A 25021-nucleotide genomic window follows, 5' to 3' on the forward strand; every position below is an offset into this window, starting at 1 on the left:
CTTCTTGTTTTAAAGATATTAAGATTCGAAAGAAGGGTCGGCCGGGTTCGATCCAATGGAGGCTCAGGGGTGCGCTTGGGAAATGAGGGGCTGAGCCAATCCCAGCGGGATCACTAAAGAAAAGCTAATCGCAGGATTAGCTTTTCTTGTTTTAAAGATATTAGGATTCGAAAGAAGGGTCGGCCGGGTTCGATCCAATGGAGGCTCAGGGGTGNNCCCAGCGGGATCACTAAAGAAAAGCTAATCGCAGGATTAGCTTTTCTTGTTTAACACTTGCGGAAAACTTCTTTTTCATCAACAACGCTTTTCTTGATCTCCATTTGAAAACATGTTTTTTATCTTATCTTTATAATTTCAAGAATTTTCGGACTTAATACATTAAAAACACTAACCGATAATTCAATAATAATTCTAGCGCTATCTACCATCGTATTGACGCTAGAACAATTACAATCAATGAAAGAGGATCGAGCACATGAAGAGATTTACGTTAAAAGAGATTGGCCAACAGTTAAACCTATCTCCAGGAACCATTTCCAAAGCACTAAACGATAGCCATGAAATAAGCGCAGAAACAAAAAAGTTAATTTTAGATTTCACGCAGAAAATTAATTATATACCAAATTTCTCCGCAAAAAGCTTAAAAACGGGGCGATCAAACACCCTAGCGATCATTGTTCCATTTATCTCAAGCTCTTTTTTCTTTGATTTTTACGAAGACATCTCCCTCATTCTATCGCAGACGAATTATAAACTCATCCTCTTGCAGACTTTTAACGATGAGAAAAAAGAAAAGGAAGCACTGGAACTTTGCATACAAAGCAATATCGAAGGAATAATCATTTCTCCTGTAAAAAATGATTCAAGTTTATCACTCTTGTTTTATATCATGGAACAGATCTGCCCTGTGATTATTTTTGACCGGATAAACCATCAACTCGACACCTTTAAAATCGGAATCCAAAACAACAAAGTCATCTATCAGGCAACAGAAGAAATGATCAAAAACAAACGCGAAAATATCATTCTTTTATTATGCAAAGATATCGGTGGAAATGTAAGCAGAATAAAAGGATATAAAGATGCCCTCTTTAATGCCTCTATTCCTTTTAAAGAAGAAAATATTGTTGAAATATCCTACTCAAGCCCCAAAGATAATATCGATGACGAACTGGAAAGCAAAATAAACACGTTATTAAATAAGCCCTCCGCTCCAAATGCACTCCTCTCAACGACAGACACCTTGTCGCTAAAAGTTTTGCACGTATTAAATAAATTAGAGGTGAAAATTCCTGATGACATGAACTTAATTGGCTTTAGCAACACCCCTTTTGCCAACAGTCTCAACCCATCTTTAACAACAATCACCCAGCCAACACAGCTTATGGCAGAAAAATCGGTAGAACTTCTCTTGCAGATGTTAAAGAAAAAAAACAAAAAGAATTATTTCGAATTCGAGACGTATTTTTTGGACTGCAGTATCGAACACCGAAAATCTACATCATCCCTTTAAAGAAAAGGTCAAAACCCCACTATGGAATTTTGACCTTTTCAGAAAATACCGATCTCTACTATTAACGATCGACTGCAACATCCACCAATTAAACCTTACTTAATCAATGATCGCAATGCATGTATAGGCAAATCTATTTTAGTATCATTGGATAGATTCCCGTTCAATGTTCCCCATTGCAAACTATCTAAACGGACAGATGATTTTCCTTCAGTTTTGATATTCAGAAGACCTACTTTGGCTTCAGGTCCCTTCCTATTGAAATAAACTTCTGAATTGTTTGCCACAATATCTGCACTTTGATAATTCGTACGCGGAAGTCCCAAAACACTATTCGTTGTGTTAACAAATAAACGACCGACAAGAGAATTCCCCTTACTGTCCGTCCCGCCAAGATCATCAATAGTGGAATTTGTCAGGTTCAGATTCAATGTATTTATAACGGATTTCTCCGCAAGGGAAAATACCTCAACGCTATCACCTACGACAGTCAATTCGTTCAACCTGGCGGACAACTCGTTAATACCCGCATTTTTTAATTTTAAAACCCTAAGATCAGGTGAAAAAATATAGATTGACTTATACCCCCCCTCTCCTCCTGATAAAAGATCTAAGGTAAGATTGCCAGATTGATCGACATTCGCTTTCACAAAGTCGGCTTGACTTTTATTAACTTTAACCATAAACTTATCGCTTTTCACCCAATACAACCCTACACCGCTTGCATTGGTACCTACAATATAAAGCTTATCGAAAGCTGCCAAGGGGAACGACCGGTAATAAACATCCTTTGCACCTGGCTTGGATACCTCCTGCTCAACATCAGCATTATATTTTTTCGCATCCACTCGATTTATACGAACAAGGTAGGACGCGACAAGCATCGGAACCGCGAATAAGCCTATTGCTAATCCCATTATTATTTTTGTACTTAATTTCATGACTCATTTTGATTAAAATTCTGACTTACAAACCGTCTATAACGTTGCTCTAACTCATCCAGACCGATTTCCAATAAATAAATATTACGAAAAAACAAGGGAAGATCTTCTTCTAGAAAAATTGCCTTTCTATATAACTTCACATTCTTCACCGATTCTTGTGTCAGAAAAAAACCGATCCCGCGCTTATTAGCTATAATTTCTTTCTGCTGCAACATATCATAGGTCCGCATAACAGTATTGGGGTTAACCTCCATCTGAACTGCCAATTCCCTTACTGAGGGGAGTTTTTCATCCACTTTCCAGGTCGCTAGCAAAATATGATCACATACGTACTCAGCAATCTGAAGGTAAATGGCTTTATTTGCATTGAACTCCATATTAAATCTCCTTTTCTTTCAACCTTAAAAAAGCAACCGCCCAAATCATTATGGCAAGCAACACTCCTACAGCGCCGATCAATGCAAAAATATGATTTGAATCAGACCAATAGTTATTATCCATTGTACCTACGGTATCTTGGGTCTGAGTCTTCATTAAGTAAACAAAAAGACACATCCAAACTACACAGTAAAGCACAAGAAAAATAGCCGTCTTTACATATTGATAGTTTTGGTAGACGATCCCACCAAGTAAGAAAATTGCATTCAGAAGAATTGGTACAAAACAAAAATAATAAGCCGGTTCAGGGTATTGAACCTTGAAAAAGTACTGCCATAGATCCACACTGACCGTCTCTCCTGATGGCTGTACTTCATTTACAACCACAGAACCAACGCTCCTCAAATAAGAAACAAATGCCAAATCGATCAAATAAAAGACCAATAAATATGAACCAATACTCACGACAACCGTATAGAATAAGCTGACCAGAAACTTTTCCAATTGTGACGCTGGAATCATCAGCTCAAAAATCGCCCGGGTCTTCTTCCCTAAATCAGCAAAATAACTGCTCGAGATAACCGTTACAAAAAAGAGTCCCAAGATACAAAACAACGGTGCTCTGAAATTTAGCAACGAATAAACAGTATTCTTTTTGATATCATCATAATTTGATCCCAAGTTAACTGCATAAAAACCAAAAATTACCCCGGCAATAATCCCTATTGACATCAGATAAATTCGCCCAAAACCAATCCATTGTCTTCGAATCAGTCCAAAAAAACGCGTAGCATTAAATAGATTTGACATATTCATCATGTTTAATAAGGTCCGTAATTTTTTCCTTGCACTGTAACACTGCATTAAATAGCAACTCCAAATCCAGTTTCGAATCTTCTGCCGCCGAGTTTGGGAGAATAACATTAAAACCGCCTACTCCTTCTTCGGAATAGAGTGTATCCAAAGGCAACTCTCTTACTTTTTTAAAGCATAAGCGATCAGTAATCACATGCATCGGAGCGTTGAGTGCAACCTTATGATCATCAAGTAAAATAACAGCATCAATAAGATTATCCAGATCACGCACCTGATGTGTGGAGATAATTACACATCGATCATCAGTAATGGCAGAAGCCATGATCTTTCGAAACTGAACCTTAGAAGGAATATCCAAACCATTCGTTGGCTCATCCATGATGATCACTTTTGTGTTAGACGCTAAACCGAAAGAAATAATATATTTCTTTTTCTGTCCATAACTCATGCTTGCTAGTTTTTGCTCAATGGGAATATCGAACTCACGAATAAGCTGATCAAAATATACCTGATCGAAGTTGGGGTAGAACCCTGCATTAGCCTTCAGAAACTGTTCTGATTTTACGGCAGGGAGATAAAACTCTTCCGGAATAAAACTAATCTCCCTTAACAAGGAAGGTTCCCTTCGATTAGGGTTATGCCCCAGCACATCAACTTGCCCCGAAACAGGATATACCAAACCGGCAATATTCTTAAGCAAAGTTGATTTGCCAGCACCATTCTTTCCCAATAGGCCATAGATATACCCCTGCTTCAATTCAAGATCCATATGAAGAAAAAGGGGCCTTGATTTACTATAGCTGAAATTTAGATTTTGGATAGTAACCATACTGCTGTATTATTTAATTAATACACTAATATAGAAACGGATTTTGTATAATTCCAAAAATATTTTAAAAAAAAACACAGGCAGAGCTTTGCTTACGCTAAGGCATTATTTTAATTTAATAGCGCAGATCGGACATAATAAAACATATACATTCAATTTATATAATAAACATAATACTATGATAAACAAATTGTTATTATAATAAATTATGAAATTCGTAATCAAATAAAACATCATTTTTATCGATGTGCGTTATCCTTAAAAACAACACGCAAATCGCAACCACCTTCAAAAACCCGAAATAGCCGCATTCTCAGCTAAAACAAATCAAAACCACACAAACCCTTCGGGAATGACAAACATCACCTCAGAGAGGCTAAAAACAACTAAAAATAAGGCATACAGACGATCATTAGTTATTCACAAGCGAATACCTTCGTTCTCGATCATTTGGACAGCCTATTTGGTCCAGCTAATCGTTATTCTCCGCCAGATAGATAAACGGCGAATTACACATAACAACAGCATTAACCAAGAGTTAAAAACAATACAAAGCAACCTAATAACCAAAACAATAAAGTGCTTATATAAAGTAAAAATACATATAAATACAAGTCCCTTTGATCAGATGACGTAGACAATTAATGAAAAACCAGCATCTATTCTATAAGCTGGTATAGTTTAAAATAGCTTTAAATCTATTTTATTACCATCTTTGTTTTCATGATGAATTACATTTATCCCTTCATTCTAGCGATGCATTCTTTATGGAGATGGGAAGTACTGATTATACTAGCAATTAGTCTTTCAACCTTTTTTTATAAGAAAAAACAGCAGCTTCTATTCTCCCCTATCGATCAATTTCTTGTAAAAACCACGGTTATTTCTTTCTATATTCAGCTAGTTTTAGGTATTAATCTCTATATACTGAGCCCCTTCACACAGTACTTCCTACGACATTTCGACGAAGCAGTCCACCTGAGGCAAATTCGCTTCTTCGGTATGGAGCACAGTAGCATGATGATTATGGCTGCAATTTGCCTGACATTGGGTGCCCATAAAAGCAAAAACGCCGATACAAACGATCGACGTTTTAAAACATTATTAATCTGGTTTGGACTAGCTTTACTGATTATCCTTAGTTCTATTCCTTGGGAATTCTCTCCCTTGACAAGCAGACCGAGTTTTCGATCATTTTAATTAGCTATTTTTCCAGTTGGCTTTTCTTTTATTACGCATGGCATCCATTCCCTCCTTGAAATCATTGGTTTTACGCAAATCTGCCAAGCTCTCTAAGAGAAAGTTATACTTATCATCATAATCTTGCTCTTTTAGCCTTCGCAGTGCAACAAAACCTCTCGATATAGCCAAAGGAGCATTTTTAAGAATAGTTTCTCTCAATTCAACCAAGGCAGTTTCTTCAACATCCAAAATTCCGGACAGAATACCCTTATCCAGCGCATCTCCCGCAGAAAAAGAATCTCCCCTGATACAAAGATCCATCGCTTTTCTTTCAGGCATATATTCCATTAGCAAGGCCAACACCTGAAATGGAAAGAGTCCGATTTTTACTTCTGGCAAAGAAAAACGTACATGTGGCAGTGCAAACAAATAAGTGCAAGATAATGCAATCAAAAAACCACCTGCAATAACATCTCCCCTAACAACACAGATTGAAGGCTTATCTAAACAGGCAAATATTTCTGCCAAAGACTTTTCAACCTTTGGAATTGCCGGATTACCAATATCTACTGTAGGATCCTCAAAAGCTTTAAGATCCATACCCGCACAGAACACCGGACCTTCAGCCTCTATTTGTACTAAACGAATATCGGGATTGCTATTCGCCAGATTCAATGCATAGGCAATTTCGTTCACCATAGTCGGACTAAAAGCATTTCTTTTATCCGAACGAGCTAGCGTCAAATTGAACACATGCTGCTCAACGTGCACCTTTATAAAATTTAGTTTTTCCATCTCAAAAATCCCTACAAAATCATTTGCCTGAAGCTATGCTCCAATCCGAGTATTTCAGCATCAGTTCCTCGTCCAAAATAACGCAACAAGAGTTCTGAAGGTATATTGCCAACCAAATCATCTTTTGCAAATGGACAACCGCCATAACCAAGCAATGCGCCTTCAAATTTACGGCAACCTGCGAGATAAGCGGCTTCAATCTTAGCAAGACTCTCCGCTTGCCTCGCATGAAAATGTGCACCTATTTCCGGTTTTGGAAAACTGGCTTTAACAAAAGTGAATAATGCTGAAATCTGATTCGCATCGGCTTCTGAAGTTGTGTCTGCCAAAGAAAATTCCCGGATACCCAGATCGTATAATTTCCCAATCCATTCTTCTACCAAAAGTGGGGACCACGGATCCTTGTATGGGTTCCCAAAAGCCATGCTAATATAAATAACTAAAGATTTATGATTAGCGTCTGCCAAAAGTTTCATTTCTTTTACTTGCTGATAAGAAGCCGCCAAGCCCATATTGGTATTTCGACGTTGAAATGTTTCCGATATTGAAAATGGATACCCTAAAAAGTCGATTTTTTCCTCTAGAACGGCTTCTTCTACTCCCCGAAGATTGGCGACAATCGCCAATAACTTCACTTTTTCATTCTTTCTGATTCCTTCCAGGACTGCTTTTGTATCCGCCAACTGCGGAACTGCTTTCGGCGAAACGAAAGATCCAAAATCAATAACATCAAACAGCTCACTTTCGATTAACGTATTGATATGTTTAATTTTCTTATCTGTCTCAATAAAGTTATGAAGCCCTTGAACAGCGTCTCTTGGGCAATCAACCAATACAACTTGATCCCTCATCATATGCTATAAAATATCTTTCTCAATCTCTCTGGCGATCACCATTTTCTGAATACTTGAAGTCCCTTCACCTATGGTACATAGTTTAGCATCTCTAAAAAACTTCTCGGCAGGATAGTCCTTTGTAAATCCATAACCACCAAAGATCTGCACAGATTCATTCGAGACACTAACGGCAGCCTCCGACGCATAAAGTTTAGCCATCGCTCCAATTTTAGAAACACGGTCCCCATGATCCTTTAAATAGCCCGCCTGCCTCGTTAACAATTCGCTTGCCTCTACTTGTGTAGCCATATCTGCAAGTGCAAAAGAAACTGCCTGAAATTCGTAAATCTTTTTCCCAAACTGCTCACGCTCGTGTGCATATTTCAGCGCACACTCGTAAGCTCCGCGGGCAATACCCAAAGAAAGTGCCGCAATCGAAATACGTCCGCCATCCAATAATTTTAAAGCCTGTACAAAGCCCTGTCCTTCCTCACCGATGAGTTGATCCCGATGAATCCGACAATTATCAAAAAAAAGACAGGCAGTTTCTGAGGCACGCATCCCCAATTTATTTTCTTTCTTTCCCGCAGTAAATCCAGGTGTACCTTTCTCAACAATGAAAGCCGACATCCCTTTTTTATCCCCCTTAGCCCCAGTTCGTGCAATAACGACAGCAACACTAGAACTGATGGCATGCGTGATAAAATTTTTAGAACCATTTAACACGTAATGATCACCATCTCTCTCCGCAAATGTCGTCATTCCACCGGCGTCAGAACCGGAACCGGTTTCTGTAAGCCCCCAGGCACCGATCCATTCAGCTGTCGCCAACTTTGGAAGATAACGTTTCTTCTGTTCTTCACTGGCAAAGCTTAATATATGATTTGTGCACAAGGAATTATGCGCCGCCACAGAAAGCCCGATTGAACCACATACCTTGGAGATTTCATCCAAAACGGTAATGTATTCCTGATACCCGAGCCCTGATCCGCCATATTCTTCAGGAACGATTACTCCCATGAAACCGTGTTCGCCTAACTTTTTAAAAACTTCTATTGGAAATATTTGGGCTTCGTCCCATTCCATCACATAAGGTTTGATATGATACTGTGCAAAATCTCGTGCACTTTGTCTGATCATATCCATTTGTTGTTTATTTTCAATAAACATAAGCATGAATATTAAATTTACAATCGGTAATTCAATTCAAATATATCAAAATATTTAGGAATAAAATTGCAAATATTTTAAAATTTTATTTTAAATTTATCTAAAAATAAGAAATTCTTAATTTAACAGTTTTTAAAACCAAGATTATAAATTATGAAGGAGCTACTCGCATTACTTCGCCAAAAAAGAGAAAATTTAAAATTCGGTGGCGGCATCGATAAAATAAAAAAACTGAAAGAAAAAGGCAAAATGTCAGCCTGGGAAAGAATAGAATATCTACTGGACCCAGACCGTGAGTATCTTGAAATAGGCATGTTTGCCGGCGAAGGAATGTACAAAGAACATGGTGGATGCATAAACGCAGGATGCGCAGCGGTACTGGGTTATGTAAAATCCAAACTATGCGTAATTGTCTCCAACGACGCGACTGTCAAAGCTGGGGCATGGTTCCCAATTTCTGCCAAGAAAAATCTACGCGCACAAGAAATTGCTATGGAAAACAACTTGCCAATTATCTATTTAGTAGATTCCGCCGGTGTATTTTTACCGCTACAAGATGAAATCTTTCCGGACAAAGAACATTTTGGACGTATATTCCGTAACAATGCCCGAATGTCCTCCATGGGAATACCTCAAATTGCAGCAATTATGGGAAGTTGCGTAGCAGGTGGCGCTTATTTACCTATTATGTCCGACTACGCCTTTATCGTCGAAGGAACGGGATCTGTATTTTTAGCAGGCCCTTACTTGGTCAAATCTGCGATAGGTGAAACTGTAGATGCAGAAACACTCGGCGGAGCTTCTACCCATTCGGAGATATCCGGCGTAACAGACAATAAATTTCCCGACGACCAAAGTTGTTTAGATGCTATAAAAAATGTTATCGATAAAATCGGTGGAAATCTAAAAGCTAATTTCGACAGAAAGATAAGCCTACCCCCAAAAACTGATCCGAGTAAAATAATAGAGATTCTTCCCGAAGACAGGACAAAACCTTATCGCATGCAGGATATCCTGAATGCGATTGTAGACGCAGAGACTTTAGAAGAATACAAGCCAGATTATGGAAAAACCATTGTATGCGGCCTCGCCCGCATAGATGGCTGGGCTGTCGGGATCGTTGCTAATCAACGCGAGATCATTAAAGCCAAAAAACCTGGCAACACCATGGAAATGCAGATGGGCGGGGTTATCTATAGTGATTCAGCAGATAAGGCGGCGCGCTTCATCATGAATTGCAACCAACAGCGCATTCCACTTGTTTTTTTTCAGGACGTCACTGGTTTTATGGTAGGGAGCCGATCTGAACAAGGGGGGATTATCAAAGACGGCGCAAAAATGGTCAATGCAATGGCCAACTCCGTAGTCCCAAAATTTACATTTATTGTCGGAAACAGTTATGGCGCAGGAAATTATGCAATGTGTGGAAAAGCGTATGACCCACGACTAATCTACGCTTGGCCTACCGCCCAAATGGCAGTCATGAGCGGTGCCGCAGCAGGCAAAACACTGTTTCAAATCCAAGAATCAGCTTTAAAGGCCAAAGGTCAAGAAATTAATGAAAAAGAGAAAAACGACCTCCTTAAATCCATCGAAGACCGGTACAACGAGCAATTGAGCCCATATTACGCTGCTGCGAGACTATGGGTTGATGGAATTATAGCACCTGAAGAAACACGAAAAGTTATCAGCATGGGAATTGAAGCTGCCAACGAAAAACCTATCTTAGACCGGTATAATGTAGGTGTTATACAGGTCTGAGTGGAGTAAAGTTAAATTCGAAAACCCCTCAAACGGCAAACTTCGTCATCTGAGGGGTTTTTAAATTAGCTATTTTATAGCTATATTTAGGATCTTCTCCAGATTTTGCTAATCGCTTCAAAGTCCAACAAAGATTCTCGATTCCGCATAATGTCTACTGACACCGCTTTTTCTACGGGTATCCCCGAAAAGATTTTCTTAATAGGCAGCTCCAGTTTTTTGCCGCTTAACGTATAAGGAATAGCCGCTACTTGAAAAATATCGTCAGGCACATGTCGCGGACTATATTGCTGCCGAAGCACCCGTTTAATCTCACCTTTTAACATGTCATTCAATAAGCCAGTGTCCAATTGAACAAAAAGCAACATATCAGATGATCCATTTTCATGATCTACGCAAATAACCAAACTATCCAAGACCCCCTCGGTTCTATTTAAAACATTATAGATCTCCGCAGTACCAATACGTACGCCGCCACGGTTCAGAGTTGCATCTGAACGCCCGTACATAATTACTCCATCATGGTCAGTAATCTTAATCCAGTCACCATGACTCCAAACACCGCTATATTTATCAAAATAACTATCGAAGTATTTTTTATTCGCCCCATCGTTCCAAAAATAGATGGGCATGCAGGGCATGGGAGCTAAAATAACGAGTTCTCCAACCTCCCCATAAAGTGGATGACCATTCTCATCAAATGCTTCTATCTTAGCTCCTAAGGTGCGGCATTGAATCTCTCCTGCATAAACATCACGCAAAGTGCACCCCGAAAGAAAGGCGCTGCAAACGTCTGTACCACCACTTAATGAGACAATTTGACTTTTTGGAAACTGTACATTTAGCCATTCAAACACATCTGGCGGAAGTGGTGAGCCTGTTGACCCTATTGTTTTCGGCTGATAAGCCATGGATTTTAAATCTTGATCTTGACAGGAGATGAGATAAGCAGCCCCAACGCCAAAATGATCCACCTTACTTTCTTGTGCAAACCTCCATAAACTCAATTTGTCGGGATAATTCGTAGCTCCATCATATATACACAATGTATTTCCCATTAAAAGGGCCGAAAGCGCATAATTCCACATCATCCATCCTGTAGTAGAATACCACATAAATCGATCGCCGTCTTGCACATTTTGATGCAGTCCAAGTGCTTTCATATGTTCCAGCAGCATACCACCAACTCCATGTGTAATGGCTTTAGGCTTCCCGGTAGTTCCCGAAGAATACAAAATCCATATTGGAGCATCAAAAGGCATTGCCGTAAATTGGAGCTTAACTTGTGTAAGATCCTTTTTCAGAATCTCTTCCCAAATAGGATCATCAATCAAAACACAAGCCACTAATGATGGTAGCCGCTGCGAAAGTTGCTGAATACTTTCCGCCTTTTCAAAAAGACGTCCATTATAGTAATAACTGGAATTTGCGAAGAGTACTTTGGGTTCAATCTGCTCAAAACGTTCCTGAATACTTGCCTCTCCAAAGTCGGGCGAACAACAGGACCAAACCGCACCGATGGAATTAGCAGCCAAAAATAACGCAACTGCTTCGATGCCATTAATCAATACACCAGCTACACGATCTCCACTTTGTACACCTAATTCTTTCAAATAGACTTGGAGTTTGAGAACCATGGATTCCAACTCAGTCCATGACACCTCTCTTTTAGCATGCTGTTCAGATTGAAAGATTAATGCAGGACGCTTTTCCGTTGTGTTCCGAAATACGTGTTCAGCATAATTCAAAGTAGCCCCACTAAACCACTTTGTCCCAATAAAGCTTGTGGAATCTGCCGGTAACTCGACAATGTTTGTAGGAGCTGAATGAAATTTTAAATTAAAATAGGCGGCTATACTCTTCCAAAAATTAGCCAGTTCCGTCGTTGACCATGCCCAAAGGTCCTGATAGGATGGAAAGAATAAGCCATGCTCATTCTCCACATATTGTTTAAACTTATTGATCTCAGCTAGAGATTTTTGCTCTTCTGTTGGGCTCCAGAGTAATTTTCCCATAATAGTTAGCTATAAAACGGTTATATTCAAACTTAGGTAAATTTACGTGTATATGCAATTTTAAATAGCTATAACGCCCTATAACAACACACTGTATTTTCGGATTAAATACAGATGTTAAATTATAATACTTCAATAGCCGTATTCATTTCTACCGGATGCCCCGTGCACAAAAGTATCCTTCCTTGTTCAACTTCGCGATCTGTTAAAACCTCATTATAATCCATTCTTACTTTACCTCTTGTACACTGTGAAATACAGGTACTACACATACCGGATTTACAAGAATACGGCAACTTAATTTTATGTTCCAGCCCGATGTCCAAAATAGATTTGTTATATGGCACTTCAAGATTATAGGTTTTGCCTTGAAAATATAATTCGATAGCATAGGTCGTTGTATCAACTTCCTTTTCGGTCTCGTCATCATCATCCTCTTCATTTTCGGGCAATAGAAATGTCTCTCGTTTTATCTGATTGGAATCAAATCCCATCCCCAAAAGGGTAAAACGACATAGATCCATATAAATCACAGGACCGCAGGTATAAAACAAGGCATCTTCCTTATTTCCAAACAAATGATCGTTAACAATAGCATGTATATAATCTCTATTCAACCTTGCCTTCATCAAGTTTTTACTATTGGAGTAAATCCACACAATTGTTAAACGATCAGGAAATCGGTCTGCCCAACCCTCCAATTCGGATCGAAACGGTGTTAATTCCAGCGTACTATTACTGTAAATTAACACTATTTTAGACTTACTTTCCGCAAGAAGCGCTGTTTTGAGAATAGCGTACAAGGGTGTGATGCCAATTCCAGCAGCAAACAAAAATAAGGTCCGAATCTTTTCCGGTTCAGGTTCATATACAAACAAACCCTGAGGTTCCATCGCGTTGACGATATCCCCCTCCACAATAGTATGGTGGAGCAGTCGAGATATTTCCCCATTTTCGACACGCTTAACAGTGATGCTTAAGGGCTCATTATTATCCGGCGAACTATTAAAAGAATAAGAACGACGTACCTCACGGTCACCAAACACAAAAGAAAGCGTAATAAACTGCCCAGCTTTATAGGAAGGATAGTCTCCTGCTATAGACTCAAGCTGAAAAGTAAGGTTATTATTAGGTTGGGGGATGATTTTTGAAATCCTTAATGTATACATAGATCAAACTTAGCTAAATTTGATTTTATAAACAATTATAATTCTTTAGCCAACCTGTCCTATAACTGCCATGAAATGCCTTTAAAACAATAGAAATTAGGGGTAGCGAAATTACCGTACATCAAAATTCGAAACAAAGCATGCTGCTCTACAGATGAATTTATAACAATTTTGTTGTATTACAATTAACAGACAATTCTTGGACAATATTTGCAAAATTTCACGTTATATTTATATCAAAACTAATCACAATAAGATTATATGCAAACACGCAGAAACTTCCTTCAAAATGCAGCAAAAGCTACGCTAGGCATCGCTGTATCTGGATCAATATTACAAGATATTGCTTCCGCGAAAGCTACTGAATTACTTGCCGCTACCTTAAAGTTTTCCCAAGTAAAATTACCATTCAGTTATGCCGCTTTGGAGCCTAATATTGACGCGTTGACGATGGAAATCCATTATACAAAGCATCATATGGCCTATATTAATGCCGTTAACGAAGCCATTCTTGCTGAAAACATCAAGGAAGCCTCAGAGGAGCAACTTCTAGCAAACATATCTAAGTACTCTCCAAAAGCAAGGAATAATGCTGGAGGAGCCTGGAACCATAACTTTTTTTGGGAAAGTCTGTCCGATAAGCCGAGCCAGCCATCCGAAAAATTATTGACTATGATCAATAAGACATTTGGTTCTCTAGACAAATTCAAAGAACAGTTTGCCGCTGCAGCAACCTCACGATTCGGTTCGGGATGGGCCTGGTTGCTTTTGGATGACTCAGGTAACTTAAAAATTAGCTCTACTCCAAACCAAGACAATCCTTTAATGGATGTTGCAGAGGTAAAAGGTATTCCCATTTTAGGTCTTGATGTATGGGAGCATGCTTATTACCTGCACTATCAAAACAAAAGAGCTGATTATATTAAAAATTGGTGGAATATTGTGAATTGGAAAAAAGTCAATGAAAGACTAGCATAAAAAAAGCTCGATTATTACTAATCGAGCTTTTTTTATATTCGCTATGAACCAACCTACCCTAGCTTTTCTTTTAATTTGTTGACCTGAAAGTCAACCAATTTTTGAAGCGGCCCAGAAGCGATCATTTTCATCATCATGTTGAGATCAGCATCTATGATAAAGGTTGCCTTTGTCACTGTATCAGCAATAACTTGCAATTCCCAACGAAGAGTTACGTCAAAAGGTGCCTTCTCTAAAGGAGTCAACTTAATAAGATGATTCTCAACACGCTCTTCTACGCGAAGAGCCAATTTTGCCATATTCTGTATTGTAAATCGCGCCTCGTCCGTAGTCGAAGACCAATTGTAGATATTTTCAGGCATCAACTGCTCATGATTGTTGAGATCCGCCAAAAACGCATACACCTCGCCGACATTTTTGTTGATTTCTGTTGTATTCTGAATAGTAGTCATAACGATAAATTAATCCTCTTTATTGAAAATTGTCGCCCCAAGTAGCCGGGTTCAATCGCCACTTTTTCAAGATCTCAATATCCTCTTCCAATACATAACTATTTTCAGCAGCGACCTGAATCAAAGCATCATAATTACATAGACTGAAATAAGGACATTTTGCATCAGCAAAATTATCAGTAGCTTGTTGCAATCCATAAGTAAAAATAGACACCAAGCCAACAACATTGCAGCCAGCCTCACGTAACGCCTTTACAGCCACTAAACTACTCTTACCTGTCGAAATTAGATCCTCAATTACAACTACGCGTTGACCGCTAACTACTTCACCTTCAATTAAATTCTGACGACCATGATCCTTAGCTGAGCTTCTGACATAAGAAAATGGTAGTCCCAAATCCTGTGCTACCAAAACGCCTTGTGGAATACCTGCCGTAGCAACTCCAGAAATCATATCCACTGATCCAAACTCTTCTTGAATAAGCTTAGAAAGCTTTTGACGAATGTATGTACGAATCGCAGGATGAGATAAAGTGATACGGTTATCACAGTAAATTGGAGACTTCCAACCCGACGCCCATGTAAAAGGACTTTTAGGTTGCAATTTTATTGCTTTAATTTGCAATAAGGATTCAGCAACTTTTTGTTCAACCTCATTTAAATTATTCATGGCGCAAATTTATAAAATTTATATGAACGAAACCGTGCTAATTTTAGCAGATTTTGTTCCATCGAAAATCAAAAACCCGCAAACAATTAGTTTTCAAGAGATTGACCTCCAAAAACTTTTCAAACAATCTGAAATTGATAAAGTTCCAAAAACATATCTCTACATCAACAAGGATTTTGAAACCGTATTTCAAAACTTAAAAAATAAAATTAAGCTCATTAAAGCTGCAGGTGGGCTGGTGAAAAATGGTGATGGAGACTATCTTTTTATCTACCGATTAGGAAAATGGGATCTTCCGAAAGGTAAAGTGGAAGAAAATGAAAAAATGCGGGAAGCAGCTGTACGCGAAGTTGAAGAGGAATGTGGCATCAAAATCAACTACTTAGGAAAAAAAATCACCACATCATACCATACCTATTTTTTGCGAAATGGAGAATTCGTCTTAAAAGCAACGAACTGGTATGAAATGGGAGTCAACAAAGTCCCTAAATTGATTCCGCAAACTGCAGAAGATATCACAAAAGCAGAATGGCGTCATGTGGACCAATTTGAAGACATACGCAACAATACTTACCCCATTATCGAAAATATCCTAAAAAAGGCAAAATAAATTGCCTTTTTTAGGATCATCTGACAGGAATAAAAAAGATCATGCCTATTTTTATATTATGGAAAATATAACAGGAAAAAGAGCCTTAATTACGGGTGGTGCGCGAGGATTGGGGAAAGCGATTGCCTATGCTTTAGCGAAAGAAGGTGTTCATATCGCGATAACCGGTAGAAATGAAGCTGCTTTAAAGGATACGGCCACGGAACTTGCCGAGCTGGGCACTGAGGTCACTTATGCCGTCTTTGACGTATCAAATTATAGTGAAGTACAGGAGGAGATCGAGCGATTGAAAAACACCTTCGGTAGCTTTGACATATTAGTTAACAATGCGGGAGTAGCATCGTTTTCCACTGTGCTCGACATGGATGTTGCCGATTGGACATCGATCATTCAAACGAATCTCCTGGGTACATATTTTGTTACAAAAACTATTCTTCCGCAACTGATTGAAAAAAATCAAGGCGATATCATTATGATATCTTCGACTGCCGGATTAAATGGCGCAGCCACCACTTCCGCTTATAGTGCATCAAAGTTTGGCGTCATCGGCTTCGCCGATTCTTTAATGCGGGAAGTACGGAAAAACAATATTCGGGTATGTACACTTATGCCTAGTACGATTGCCTCGGATATGTCCAAAGATCTTGGACTTACCGATGGTGATCCAGAAAAAGTTCTTCAGCCTGAAGATTTCGCGGAGCTGATCATTGCTAATTTAAAACTACCAAGAAGAGCCATGTTAAAATCAGCTTCTTTATGGTCTACAAATCCCTAATAATCGAATAGCTATTCATCAGGGTCAAATACAGCCCTTTTAATAGCTTTCTTTTATGATACAAAGAAATTGATTAAAATAGGAGCTTTCATTGCTCCTATCTTCTATAAACAAGCAATTATGAGTCAATTATTTTCATCAGTAAACATCGGAAATTTACAATTGAAAAATCGTTTGGTTGTATCCCCAATGTGTCAATACTCGGCAAAAGATGGTTTTGCAAATAACTGGCATTTGGTTCATTTGGGCCAATTTGCAATCGGCGGAGCTGCAGCAGTAATACAAGAAGCAACAGCAGTTAGCCCTGACGGTCGAATCAGTGATGGAGACCTTGGTTTATGGGACGACCAGCATATCGAAAAATTAAAAGAAATAACCGAGTTCATTAAAGCAAATAATTCCATACCCGGCATACAACTTGCCCATGCAGGCCGCAAAGCAAGCAGCAATAAACCTTGGCTTGGCAGGAATCAATTTTCACCAACGGACCCTCAGGGCTGGCAAACAGTTGCTCCATCTGCAATAGCTTTCCATGCAGGAGATTATGAACCACAGGAACTTGATGTTTCCGCCATTGAAAATCTGATTGAACAATTTGGAACAGCGACGAAAAGAGCAATCCAAGCCGGCTATGAAATTATTGAACTCCATGCAGCACATGGATATCTGATCCATCAATTTCTTTCACCACTGAGCAACTTACGAAAAGACACTTTCGGCGGGATCTTTGAAAATAGAATACGCTTTCTTATTGAAATTGTGAAAAGAGTAAAACAAGAAATAACAAGCCAAAGTTTATGGGTACGTATTTCAGCAACTGACTGGGCCGAAGCCGGCTGGGACTTAAAGCAATCCATAGCCTTATCACAACAGCTATATGCATTGGGGGTAGACCTGATTGATGTTTCAAGTGGAGGATTGGTCTCCTATCAAAAAATAGATGTAGGACCAGCATATCAGCTCCCTTTCGCCACCGCTATTAAGGAGAATACCAAGAATAACGTTGCCACTGTAGGTTTAATTAAAACTGCTATTGAAGCATCCGAGATCATTACGCGAAAGCAAGCAGATTTAATCTTAATCGCACGGGGATTTCTTGATGATCCACACCTTCCATTACATTTTGCCAAAGAATTAGACGCTGAAGTTCCTTGGCCTAAACAATATGAAAGAGCAAAATAATAGGAGAGACATGGTAAAATAGTCTGTATATGCTCCATATCCTAAACGAACAAAAGATATAACAAATGCCATGAGATAAGTATTGAAAGATGAAATTAAACCTCAACAAGATACATCATATTGCCATTATATGCAGCAATTACGAGCGTTCAAAGAAATTCTATACGGGCATACTGGGCCTAGAGATTGCTAGAGAATACTATCGTGTGGAACGTGATTCCTACAAACTGGACCTCAAACTCAACGATCATTACATTATAGAACTTTTTTCGTTCCCATCACCGCCTAATCGGCTCAGCTTTCCAGAAGCTGCCGGTTTAAGACATCTTGCATTCGAAGTCGATAATCTCGACATCGAATTAAATAAGCTCGAAAAAGCAGGTGTATCACATGAAGGGATCAGAATAGACGAGTTAACAAATAAACGCTTTACATTCTTCTTTGATCCTGATCAGGTTCCAATAGAACTATACGAACGTTAAAACAGAAAGCGGCATTGANNTCAATGCCGCTTTCTGTTTTATTAGTGTACCACTAAGTGATTACAATTTACGTTTCACTTCAACTTGTTCGTAAGCTTCAACAATATCTCCTACTTGAATATCGTTGAAACGGTCAATATTCAAACCACATTCATAACCCATTGAAACTTCTTTCACATCGTCTTTAAAACGTTTCAACGATGCCAGTTTACCAGTATGAATTACAACACCATCTCTGATTATGCGGATATCATTATTTCTATTGATCTTACCTTCTTTAACCATACATCCGGCAATCGTACCCACTTTAGAAATTTTGAAGGTTTCTCTGATTTCAACCTCAGCAACGATTTTCTCTTCAAATTTCGGCGCCAACATACCCTCCATCGCAGATTTGATTTCATCAATCGCATCATAGATGATCGAATATAAACGTACATCAATTTGCTCGTTCTCTGCCAACTTACGTGCGTTTTGTGTTGGACGTACTTGGAAACCTATGATAATCGCATCGGAAGCAGAAGCTAACAATACATCTGATTCAGAGATTGCACCCACTGATTTGTGAATGATATTAACCTGAATTTCGTCAGTAGACAATTTCAATAATGAATCTGATAATGCTTCAATAGAACCGTCCACATCACCTTTAACGATAATATTAAGTTCTTTAAAGTTACCGATAGCCAAACGACGACCGATTTCATCCAAGGTAATATGTTTAGTTGCACGCATGCCTTGCTCGCGTTGTAACTGAAGACGTTTGTTAGCTACAGTTCTAGCTTCAGACTCGCTTTCAAGAACATAAAGCTTATCCCCTGCTGTTGGTGCGCCGGCCATACCCAAGATTTGCACTGGAACAGAAGGTCCCGCCTCTTTAACACGTTCACCTCTTTCATTAGTCAAAGCCTTCACCTTACCTGAATGTGATCCCGCTAAAATAGGGTCTCCAACACGTAATGTACCACTTTGTATCAACACCGTTGTCACGATACCACGACCTTTATCCAAAGCTGCTTCAATTACTGAACCAACAGCACGTTTTTTCGGATCAGCTTTTAGATCTAACATCTCAGCTTCCAATAGAACTTTCTCTAATAATAGGTCAACATTTTCCCCCGTTTTTGCTGAAATCTCTTGCGCTTGGAACTTACCGCCCCAGTCTTCAACTAAGATATTCATCGCAGAAAGCTGCTCACGGATTCTATCAGGATTTGCTCCCGGTTTATCTACTTTAGTAAATGCAAATACGATTGGAACTCCTGCTGCCTGCGCGTGGTTGATCGCTTCTTTTGTTTGCGGCATGACGGCGTCGTCAGCTGCGATAACAATAATAACAATATCTGTTACTTTGGCACCACGGGCACGCATCGCTGTAAAAGCCTCGTGACCAGGAGTATCCAAGAAAGTGATCTTCCGACCATCCTCCAATTTCACCGCGTATGCACCGATATGTTGGGTGATACCACCCGCCTCACCAGAAGTAACGTTCGCCTTACGGATATAATCCAGTAAAGAGGTCTTACCATGGTCGACGTGTCCCATGACCGTTACAATAGGCGCTCTTGAAATCAAGTTCTCTTCTGTATCCGGTTCCTCCAATTCAGCAGTCTCCTCATCCTCAGGTTTGATAAACTCTACCTGATAACCAAATTCATCCGCTACAATGGTTAAAGTTTCCGCATCTAAACGCTGATTAATTGACACGAACATACCCAAACTCATACAAGTTGCAATAATTTGGGTTACCTGAACGTCCATCAAATTAGCTAATTCGTTTGCAGTTACGAACTCTGTAACACGCAATACTTTTGCCATCATTTCTTGCTCCATTGCAGCTTCTTCCGCATGTTGAGCAACATCATCACGTTTCTGACGTCTCAATTTGGCACGTTGCGCAAATTTACCAGATTTACCTGCACCACTCAAACGAGCAAGTGTTGCTTTGATTTGATCTTGGATTTCCTTTTCAGTAGGTTCTTCCTTATTCTCAACAGGTCTTCCCTTACCTCTATTGTCAAAACGATTACCGTGTTGCGGTCTCGTACCTTGTCCTGGTCTACCTGAGTGTTGGTTGTTACCTCCTTGTCCCGGTCTACCTGGGTGTTGGTTGTTGTTTTGCCCTTGACGATTGTTCGGGTTGTTGTTAGGACCATGATTCCCACCTCGGTTACCTCCTTGTTGGTCCCGGTTGTTGGGATTGTTACCATCGCGCGGTCCACGGTTTTGATTATTATGACCTTGCCCCGCATTTGGGTTTACTGGACCATTTGGATTCGTACGCTTACGCTTACGTTTCTCATTATTATTTCCAGCATTTGAAGATGAAGCCACTGGTTTGTGGGAAGGTCTAGCAGATGGTAATTCAATTTTACCAATGACTTTAGGACCTGTCAATCTTTCCGCACGAGCAGAAATAATTTCATCTCCTTGTTTTTTCGCAGGCTCCACTATTGGAGTTACTGGCACAGCTTTCGGCGCTGTTTCTTCTTTTTTCTTGTCTTCTACCTTCACAGGTTCAGTTTTTGTCTCTACAACCGGAGTTGCTTTTACTTCAGTTTTATTTACTTCGGGTTTTTCTATTTCAGCTTTTGGTACAACAACTTCCGGCTTCTTTTCAATAACCTTTGGTTCTTCTTTTTTCGCTTCAACAATAGGCGCTTTGACTTCGGCTTCCTTCTTTTCTTCCACCTTAGCTTCAGCTTTAGCCTCTACAGGCGTTTCTTTAATGGTTTTTGGTTCCTCCTTAACAGGTTCTTCCTTCTTGACCTTACTTCCGCCTCTATTCAATGCGTCAAGATCAATCTTACCAACCACCTTCATACCACCTTGATGAACGGGCTCCTCCACTTTTGCAGGAGTAGTTTCCTTAACAGAAGGGATTTCTACTGTATTCTTGACCAAGATTTCCTTGGATTCATCATGATCTTCGAAATCCTCATTCTTAGATGATTCCTTAGGAGAAGAGGACGGCGACTCCTCACGACGAATTTTGCCAATCACAATTTGTTTAGCTTCATCTTTCAGTGATTTGTCTCCCTGAAACTCTTTTAACAGCACACCATACATCTCTCCGCTCAATTTAGTGTTAGGCTTTGCTTCTACATCATATCCTTTTTTCACTAAACATTCCACGGCGGTATGTATCCCGATGTTGAGTTCCTTTGCTGCTTTAAGCAAGTTTGTTCCTTTTCCTTCAGTCATCTATAATATAAACTATTTTAATATAATTACAAAAATATGTTTTTTTCCATCCATAAACAATTTATTCCGAATGTTAGATAGAAAAAAATTAACGAGCTGAATTTTATTCAAATTCAGCTTGTAAAATACGTACAATCTCACGAACAGTATCCTCTTCCAAATCGGTACGTCTAACCAGCTCTTCCTCGCTAAGAGACAACACCGACTTAGCTGAATCCAAGCCGACACGCTTCAATTCATCAATAACCCAGCTTTCAATCTCATCGCTGAATTCTTCGATATCGACATCTTCATCAAACTCGTCATTTTCGCGATAAACATCTATTTCATAACCAGTCAATTTACCAGCCAATTTAATATTATGTCCCCCACGTCCAATGGCTAAAGAAACTTGATCCGATTTTAAATATACAGCCGCAGTCTTATTTTCTTCATCGATTTTGATTGAGCTAATTCTTGCAGGGCTCAAAGCACGAGCGATGTACAACGAATGATTTGTTGTAAAATTAATTACATCAATATTCTCATTACGCAGCTCACGAACGATACCATGAATACGAGACCCCTTCATACCAACACAAGCTCCTACAGGATCAATACGATCGTCATAAGACTCAACAGCAACCTTTGCTCTTTCCCCTGGCTCACGAACGATTTTCTTGATCGTAATCAAACCATCGAAAATCTCAGGAACCTCAAGTTCAAATAAACGTTGTAAGAACGCAGGTGCAGTACGTGAAATAATAATCTTCGGATTATTATTCATCATATCTACTTTATGCACAACTGCGCGAATGCCATCTCCCTTTTTGAAATAGTCAGCTGGGATTTGCTCTGATTTAGGAAGAATTAATTCATTCCCGTCCTCATCCAATACCAAGATCTCCTTTTTCCAAATCTGATAGACCTCACCAATGACCAACTCTCCTTCTCTATCTTTATATTTCTTAAAGACCTCGTCTTTTTCCAATTCCAAAACCTTAGATACAAGCGTCTGACGTGCCGCTAAAATTGCACGACGACCAAAGCTTTCCAATGTGATCTGTTCAATAAAATCATCACCTACTTCCAAATCTTCATCATGCTTTCTAGCTTCCGCTAATTCGATTTCAAGGTCATCATCTTCTGAAAACTCATCTTCAACAACGACACGCGTCCTCCAAATCTCCAAATCTCCGTTATCTGGATTCACGATAACATCCACATTTTCATCCGTACCAAAACGACGACGGATCATACTACGAAAAACCTCTTCCAATACTGTAATAACAGTAGGTCTATCGATATTCTTAAACTCCTTAAACTCTTGAAAAGAGTCTATCAGATTGATGTTGCTGTTACTCATTATTATTAAAATGAAATTACCACTTTTGTTGCTTTTATTTGATCAAAAGGAAGTTCTTTTTCTACCTCTTGTGCTTTTTTACCTTTTTCTTTTATCTTTTGAAGAACATTGATCTTCATCTCGTCTACGGTCAATAATGTACCTTCAACTTTTGTATTATCGTTCAACTTTACCTGAACTGTACGACCTATATTCTTTTGATACTGTCGGATATTAACAAAATTAGCATCAATACCTGGAGATGAAACCTCTAAACGGTAAGCATCATCAATTACATTTTCCTCCTCCAAGTGGAAACCAACATGACGGCTCACCTGTGCGCAATCATCAATATTCACCCCATTATCTCCGTCCAAAAGAATCTCGAGAATTTTATTTGGGCGCATCTTCACACTGACGATAAACAAATCCTCGCGATCTGCAATTTTTTCCGCGATGAGTTCAATAACTCTCTTTTCTATATGCTGCATTGTTCTGTTTCTAGAAATGCTAAATTAATTGAATTAAAAAAAGGGGGCAATACGAGCCCCCTTCCTTTCAGATATGCAAATATAGCATTTTATAAAATAAAAAACAAACTTAGATAGATTGTTTTTATATTCAATATACCTACAGTCCCTATAAAAACAAGCTACCGATCGCTCCTCAGTCCTTGTAATCATCTTCACAGCGTGACTAAATAATAAAAATACGTAGATAATTCTCCACTATTTAGAACCATCTACCACTGCATTAATCGTCTTCTGCATCTGCGCCATCATGCTGGTCAGGGTTTCCATGGTTGGCTCCGGAGTAGGTTCGGGCAGCTGTGTACTAATAAAAGCCTTAGCCTTCCACACTTCAAGAATATCAGCAGTCTCTACCCAATAGGGCTCATAGGTCTTATTATCAGAAACAAGCTTCAAACCTTTATCCTCTTTAAATTTAAAAGCAACGCGTTTATACACCACACCATCTTCTTTCGACACGACAATATAGGTACTTCCTGGTTTAATATCATGCCAATTTTCTACGTATTCGGCCACAATAATAGAACCAGAAGGTAAAGGCAACATCGAATCCCCTTTTATTTCAAAAGCACGAAATGTCCCCTGACCAAACATAGGTAGCGAAAACTTTGGCAACTCAGCAACATATTCTGGATCACCATATCCATTTAAATACCCCGCACTAGCCTTAACCGGAACAAGTTCGATATTTTCACGATCATCTGCATCCACAGTCACACTAAGCACCCTTAAATTTGAGGCATTGCTTTTAGGAACCGGCTTCCATTTGTCATCAATAACATCGTTTGCCAACTCATCCATAGTCAAACCATAGAATTCGGCAATCTTCTTTAATAACTCATATTTAGGCTCTGCTCGATCTTCCTCGTATGCACCGACAGACGCACGCTTAATTTCCATAAGATCAGCAAATTGTTGCTGGGTGATTTTTTTTCCTTTTCGAAGGAATTTCAGATTGGACGAAATATTTGACATATTATTTTTTCAAAAAAATATTTTGCAAAAACTAATTTTATTAGTAATATTGTGCCAATAAAATTAGTAAATATATTTTAAACGTCCAAATAATTTAGCATTATGAACAATTTTATTGTATATATATCAACTGACAACAATCGGAAACACTTTAAAATCGGTCTCAGTTCCAACATCTTTAGTACAGTAATGGAACTACAGCAGTCCAATAATTTTATTTTCAACCAGGGCCCTAGCTTAAATCGAATAATCTACACAGAATCTTTCACAAATTCGGAGACCGCCAATAAGAGAATAAGTGAACTGCAACATTTTACAACCATGCAAGTCGAAAGGCTCATCCGTAAATATAATCCTAATTGGAATAATCTTTTCCCTCAGCAACACCAAACGTTCACCAAGAGAGATTCCAACCACGCAGCCTAGCATAA

Annotated in this window: 24 protein-coding genes; 9 read left to right on the forward strand and 15 right to left on the reverse strand. The window is 39.1% G+C overall.

The annotated features are described in order from the left end of the window. Window positions 1-475 precede the first annotated feature (475 nt). A complete protein-coding gene (locus tag B3P16_RS04790) occupies window positions 476-1513 on the forward strand; it encodes a LacI family DNA-binding transcriptional regulator (protein WP_286841587.1) in 1038 nt (345 codons plus the stop codon). Between the two features lie 95 nt (window positions 1514-1608). Here B3P16_RS04790 and B3P16_RS04795 read toward each other — a convergent pair whose 3' ends face one another. Genes B3P16_RS04795 through B3P16_RS04810 form a run of 4 tightly spaced genes read right to left on the reverse strand, consistent with a single transcriptional unit; the run spans window position 1609 to window position 4480 of the window. Further along, window positions 1609-2454, reverse strand: a complete 846-nt coding sequence (locus B3P16_RS04795) for a hypothetical protein (RefSeq protein ID WP_286768596.1) — start codon at window positions 2452-2454, stop codon at window positions 1609-1611. Next, window positions 2451-2834, reverse strand: coding sequence for a GntR family transcriptional regulator (locus tag B3P16_RS04800; protein ID WP_070567719.1), 384 nt, complete (start codon window positions 2832-2834; stop codon window positions 2451-2453). The genes B3P16_RS04795 and B3P16_RS04800 overlap by 4 nt, the downstream gene beginning before the upstream one ends. 1 nt (window position 2835) lies before the next feature. Continuing rightward, entirely contained in the window at window positions 2836-3645 is an 810-nt protein-coding gene (locus tag B3P16_RS04805) for a hypothetical protein (protein WP_286768594.1), read from the reverse strand. After that, complete coding sequence (locus B3P16_RS04810) at window positions 3629-4480, reverse strand: ATP-binding cassette domain-containing protein (RefSeq protein ID WP_286841589.1); 852 nt, start codon at window positions 4478-4480, stop codon at window positions 3629-3631. Before B3P16_RS04810 ends, B3P16_RS04805 begins: the two co-directional genes overlap by 17 nt. Window positions 4481-5203: 723 nt before the next feature. On the opposite strand from B3P16_RS04810, the gene B3P16_RS04815 reads away from it, so the two are divergent. Beyond that, window positions 5204-5680, forward strand: coding sequence for a hypothetical protein (locus tag B3P16_RS04815; RefSeq protein ID WP_286841591.1), 477 nt, complete (start codon window positions 5204-5206; stop codon window positions 5678-5680). Here the strand turns inward: B3P16_RS04815 and B3P16_RS04820 are convergent, their stop codons facing one another. The 3 genes from B3P16_RS04820 to B3P16_RS04830 are packed head-to-tail and all read right to left on the reverse strand — an operon-like array spanning window position 5681 to window position 8463. Further along, complete coding sequence (locus B3P16_RS04820; RefSeq protein WP_070567727.1) at window positions 5681-6457, reverse strand: enoyl-CoA hydratase/isomerase family protein; 777 nt, start codon at window positions 6455-6457, stop codon at window positions 5681-5683. It abuts the gene before it with no gap. 11 nt (window positions 6458-6468) lie between these two features. After that, on the reverse strand, window positions 6469-7311 hold the full coding sequence (locus B3P16_RS04825) for a hydroxymethylglutaryl-CoA lyase (RefSeq protein WP_115050687.1): 843 nt from the start codon (window positions 7309-7311) through the stop codon (window positions 6469-6471). A 3-nt stretch (window positions 7312-7314) separates the two neighbouring features. Continuing rightward, complete coding sequence (locus B3P16_RS04830) at window positions 7315-8463, reverse strand: acyl-CoA dehydrogenase family protein (protein WP_070567729.1); 1149 nt, start codon at window positions 8461-8463, stop codon at window positions 7315-7317. Between the two features lie 153 nt (window positions 8464-8616). Between B3P16_RS04830 and B3P16_RS04835 the strand changes: the two genes are divergently transcribed. Next, entirely contained in the window at window positions 8617-10224 is a 1608-nt protein-coding gene (locus tag B3P16_RS04835) for an acyl-CoA carboxylase subunit beta (protein WP_286841593.1), read from the forward strand. 86 nt (window positions 10225-10310) lie between these two features. Here B3P16_RS04835 and B3P16_RS04840 read toward each other — a convergent pair whose 3' ends face one another. Both B3P16_RS04840 and B3P16_RS04845 read right to left on the reverse strand, forming a co-directional pair. Continuing rightward, window positions 10311-12239 carry an acetoacetate--CoA ligase gene (locus B3P16_RS04840; protein WP_286768588.1) on the reverse strand — a complete coding sequence of 643 codons (1929 nt, stop codon included), beginning with the start codon at window positions 12237-12239 and terminating at the stop codon, window positions 10311-10313. A gap of 122 nt (window positions 12240-12361) precedes the next feature. Continuing rightward, window positions 12362-13408 carry a ferredoxin--NADP reductase gene (locus B3P16_RS04845; protein WP_115050681.1) on the reverse strand — a complete coding sequence of 349 codons (1047 nt, stop codon included), beginning with the start codon at window positions 13406-13408 and terminating at the stop codon, window positions 12362-12364. 261 nt (window positions 13409-13669) lie between these two features. Between B3P16_RS04845 and B3P16_RS04850 the strand changes: the two genes are divergently transcribed. Continuing rightward, window positions 13670-14386: a superoxide dismutase gene (locus B3P16_RS04850; protein WP_286841595.1), complete on the forward strand. Its 717-nt coding sequence runs from the start codon at window positions 13670-13672 to the stop codon at window positions 14384-14386. A 53-nt stretch (window positions 14387-14439) separates the two neighbouring features. On the opposite strand, the gene B3P16_RS04855 is transcribed toward B3P16_RS04850, so the two are convergent. Both B3P16_RS04855 and pyrE read right to left on the reverse strand, forming a co-directional pair. Beyond that, window positions 14440-14838, reverse strand: a complete 399-nt coding sequence (locus B3P16_RS04855) for an SRPBCC family protein (RefSeq protein ID WP_070567739.1) — start codon at window positions 14836-14838, stop codon at window positions 14440-14442. Window positions 14839-14857: 19 nt separating this feature from the next. After that, window positions 14858-15508: an orotate phosphoribosyltransferase gene (pyrE, locus tag B3P16_RS04860; protein ID WP_070567741.1), complete on the reverse strand. Its 651-nt coding sequence runs from the start codon at window positions 15506-15508 to the stop codon at window positions 14858-14860. A 22-nt stretch (window positions 15509-15530) separates the two neighbouring features. On the opposite strand from pyrE, the gene B3P16_RS04865 reads away from it, so the two are divergent. From B3P16_RS04865 to B3P16_RS04880, 4 genes are all read left to right on the forward strand, one after another. Next, window positions 15531-16118 (forward strand): NUDIX domain-containing protein, encoded by a 588-nt coding sequence (locus B3P16_RS04865; RefSeq protein ID WP_236560231.1) that lies wholly within the window; start codon window positions 15531-15533, stop codon window positions 16116-16118. A gap of 58 nt (window positions 16119-16176) precedes the next feature. After that, complete coding sequence (locus B3P16_RS04870; RefSeq protein WP_286841597.1) at window positions 16177-16893, forward strand: 3-ketoacyl-ACP reductase; 717 nt, start codon at window positions 16177-16179, stop codon at window positions 16891-16893. 120 nt (window positions 16894-17013) lie between these two features. Next, window positions 17014-18075, forward strand: coding sequence for an NADH:flavin oxidoreductase/NADH oxidase (locus B3P16_RS04875; protein ID WP_070567747.1), 1062 nt, complete (start codon window positions 17014-17016; stop codon window positions 18073-18075). A gap of 89 nt (window positions 18076-18164) precedes the next feature. Further along, window positions 18165-18557 (forward strand): VOC family protein, encoded by a 393-nt coding sequence (locus B3P16_RS04880; RefSeq protein ID WP_286841599.1) that lies wholly within the window; start codon window positions 18165-18167, stop codon window positions 18555-18557. Between the two features lie 60 nt (window positions 18558-18617). Here the strand turns inward: B3P16_RS04880 and infB are convergent, their stop codons facing one another. The 4 genes from infB to B3P16_RS04900 all read right to left on the reverse strand — a co-directional run bounded on the left by infB (window position 18618) and on the right by B3P16_RS04900 (window position 24590). Beyond that, on the reverse strand, window positions 18618-21761 hold the full coding sequence (gene infB / locus B3P16_RS04885; RefSeq protein ID WP_286841601.1) for a translation initiation factor IF-2: 3144 nt from the start codon (window positions 21759-21761) through the stop codon (window positions 18618-18620). A gap of 103 nt (window positions 21762-21864) precedes the next feature. Continuing rightward, the gene (nusA, locus tag B3P16_RS04890) at window positions 21865-23106 is read right to left on the reverse strand and encodes a transcription termination factor NusA (protein WP_070567754.1); all 1242 of its coding nucleotides are present in this window, start codon (window positions 23104-23106) and stop codon (window positions 21865-21867) included. A 5-nt stretch (window positions 23107-23111) separates the two neighbouring features. Continuing rightward, the gene (rimP, locus tag B3P16_RS04895) at window positions 23112-23576 is read right to left on the reverse strand and encodes a ribosome assembly cofactor RimP (protein WP_075993376.1); all 465 of its coding nucleotides are present in this window, start codon (window positions 23574-23576) and stop codon (window positions 23112-23114) included. 237 nt (window positions 23577-23813) lie between these two features. After that, window positions 23814-24590 carry an XRE family transcriptional regulator gene (locus tag B3P16_RS04900; RefSeq protein WP_112376126.1) on the reverse strand — a complete coding sequence of 259 codons (777 nt, stop codon included), beginning with the start codon at window positions 24588-24590 and terminating at the stop codon, window positions 23814-23816. 102 nt (window positions 24591-24692) lie between these two features. Here B3P16_RS04900 and B3P16_RS04905 point away from each other — a divergent pair, with 102 nt between their 5' ends. Then, window positions 24693-25016: a GIY-YIG nuclease family protein gene (locus tag B3P16_RS04905; protein ID WP_112376125.1), complete on the forward strand. Its 324-nt coding sequence runs from the start codon at window positions 24693-24695 to the stop codon at window positions 25014-25016. The last annotated feature ends 5 nt before the right edge of the window (window positions 25017-25021 follow it).

This window comes from Sphingobacterium sp. UBA7631, assembly GCF_002483935.1.
GTDB lineage: Bacteria > Bacteroidota > Bacteroidia > Sphingobacteriales > Sphingobacteriaceae > Sphingobacterium > Sphingobacterium multivorum.

What these genes read in the sequence shown, in the direction of transcription:
- B3P16_RS04790 (WP_286841587.1), top strand. Translation starts at nt 476, where the DNA reads ATGAAGAGATTTACGTTAAAAGAGATTGGCCAACAGTTAAACCTATCT.
- B3P16_RS04795 (WP_286768596.1), bottom strand. Translation starts at nt 2,454, where the DNA reads ATGAAATTAAGTACAAAAATAATAATGGGATTAGCAATAGGCTTATTC.
- B3P16_RS04800 (WP_070567719.1), bottom strand. Translation starts at nt 2,834, where the DNA reads ATGGAGTTCAATGCAAATAAAGCCATTTACCTTCAGATTGCTGAGTAC.
- B3P16_RS04805 (WP_286768594.1), bottom strand. Translation starts at nt 3,645, where the DNA reads ATGTCAAATCTATTTAATGCTACGCGTTTTTTTGGACTGATTCGAAGA.
- B3P16_RS04810 (WP_286841589.1), bottom strand. Translation starts at nt 4,480, where the DNA reads ATGGTTACTATCCAAAATCTAAATTTCAGCTATAGTAAATCAAGGCCC.
- B3P16_RS04815 (WP_286841591.1), top strand. Translation starts at nt 5,204, where the DNA reads ATGATGAATTACATTTATCCCTTCATTCTAGCGATGCATTCTTTATGG.
- B3P16_RS04820 (WP_070567727.1), bottom strand. Translation starts at nt 6,457, where the DNA reads ATGGAAAAACTAAATTTTATAAAGGTGCACGTTGAGCAGCATGTGTTC.
- B3P16_RS04825 (WP_115050687.1), bottom strand. Translation starts at nt 7,311, where the DNA reads ATGATGAGGGATCAAGTTGTATTGGTTGATTGCCCAAGAGACGCTGTT.
- B3P16_RS04830 (WP_070567729.1), bottom strand. Translation starts at nt 8,463, where the DNA reads ATGTTTATTGAAAATAAACAACAAATGGATATGATCAGACAAAGTGCA.
- B3P16_RS04835 (WP_286841593.1), top strand. Translation starts at nt 8,617, where the DNA reads ATGAAGGAGCTACTCGCATTACTTCGCCAAAAAAGAGAAAATTTAAAA.
- B3P16_RS04840 (WP_286768588.1), bottom strand. Translation starts at nt 12,239, where the DNA reads ATGGGAAAATTACTCTGGAGCCCAACAGAAGAGCAAAAATCTCTAGCT.
- B3P16_RS04845 (WP_115050681.1), bottom strand. Translation starts at nt 13,408, where the DNA reads ATGTATACATTAAGGATTTCAAAAATCATCCCCCAACCTAATAATAAC.
- B3P16_RS04850 (WP_286841595.1), top strand. Translation starts at nt 13,670, where the DNA reads ATGCAAACACGCAGAAACTTCCTTCAAAATGCAGCAAAAGCTACGCTA.
- B3P16_RS04855 (WP_070567739.1), bottom strand. Translation starts at nt 14,838, where the DNA reads ATGACTACTATTCAGAATACAACAGAAATCAACAAAAATGTCGGCGAG.
- pyrE (WP_070567741.1), bottom strand. Translation starts at nt 15,508, where the DNA reads ATGAATAATTTAAATGAGGTTGAACAAAAAGTTGCTGAATCCTTATTG.
- B3P16_RS04865 (WP_236560231.1), top strand. Translation starts at nt 15,531, where the DNA reads ATGAACGAAACCGTGCTAATTTTAGCAGATTTTGTTCCATCGAAAATC.
- B3P16_RS04870 (WP_286841597.1), top strand. Translation starts at nt 16,177, where the DNA reads ATGGAAAATATAACAGGAAAAAGAGCCTTAATTACGGGTGGTGCGCGA.
- B3P16_RS04875 (WP_070567747.1), top strand. Translation starts at nt 17,014, where the DNA reads ATGAGTCAATTATTTTCATCAGTAAACATCGGAAATTTACAATTGAAA.
- B3P16_RS04880 (WP_286841599.1), top strand. Translation starts at nt 18,165, where the DNA reads ATGAAATTAAACCTCAACAAGATACATCATATTGCCATTATATGCAGC.
- infB (WP_286841601.1), bottom strand. Translation starts at nt 21,761, where the DNA reads ATGACTGAAGGAAAAGGAACAAACTTGCTTAAAGCAGCAAAGGAACTC.
- nusA (WP_070567754.1), bottom strand. Translation starts at nt 23,106, where the DNA reads ATGAGTAACAGCAACATCAATCTGATAGACTCTTTTCAAGAGTTTAAG.
- rimP (WP_075993376.1), bottom strand. Translation starts at nt 23,576, where the DNA reads ATGCAGCATATAGAAAAGAGAGTTATTGAACTCATCGCGGAAAAAATT.
- B3P16_RS04900 (WP_112376126.1), bottom strand. Translation starts at nt 24,590, where the DNA reads ATGTCAAATATTTCGTCCAATCTGAAATTCCTTCGAAAAGGAAAAAAA.
- B3P16_RS04905 (WP_112376125.1), top strand. Translation starts at nt 24,693, where the DNA reads ATGAACAATTTTATTGTATATATATCAACTGACAACAATCGGAAACAC.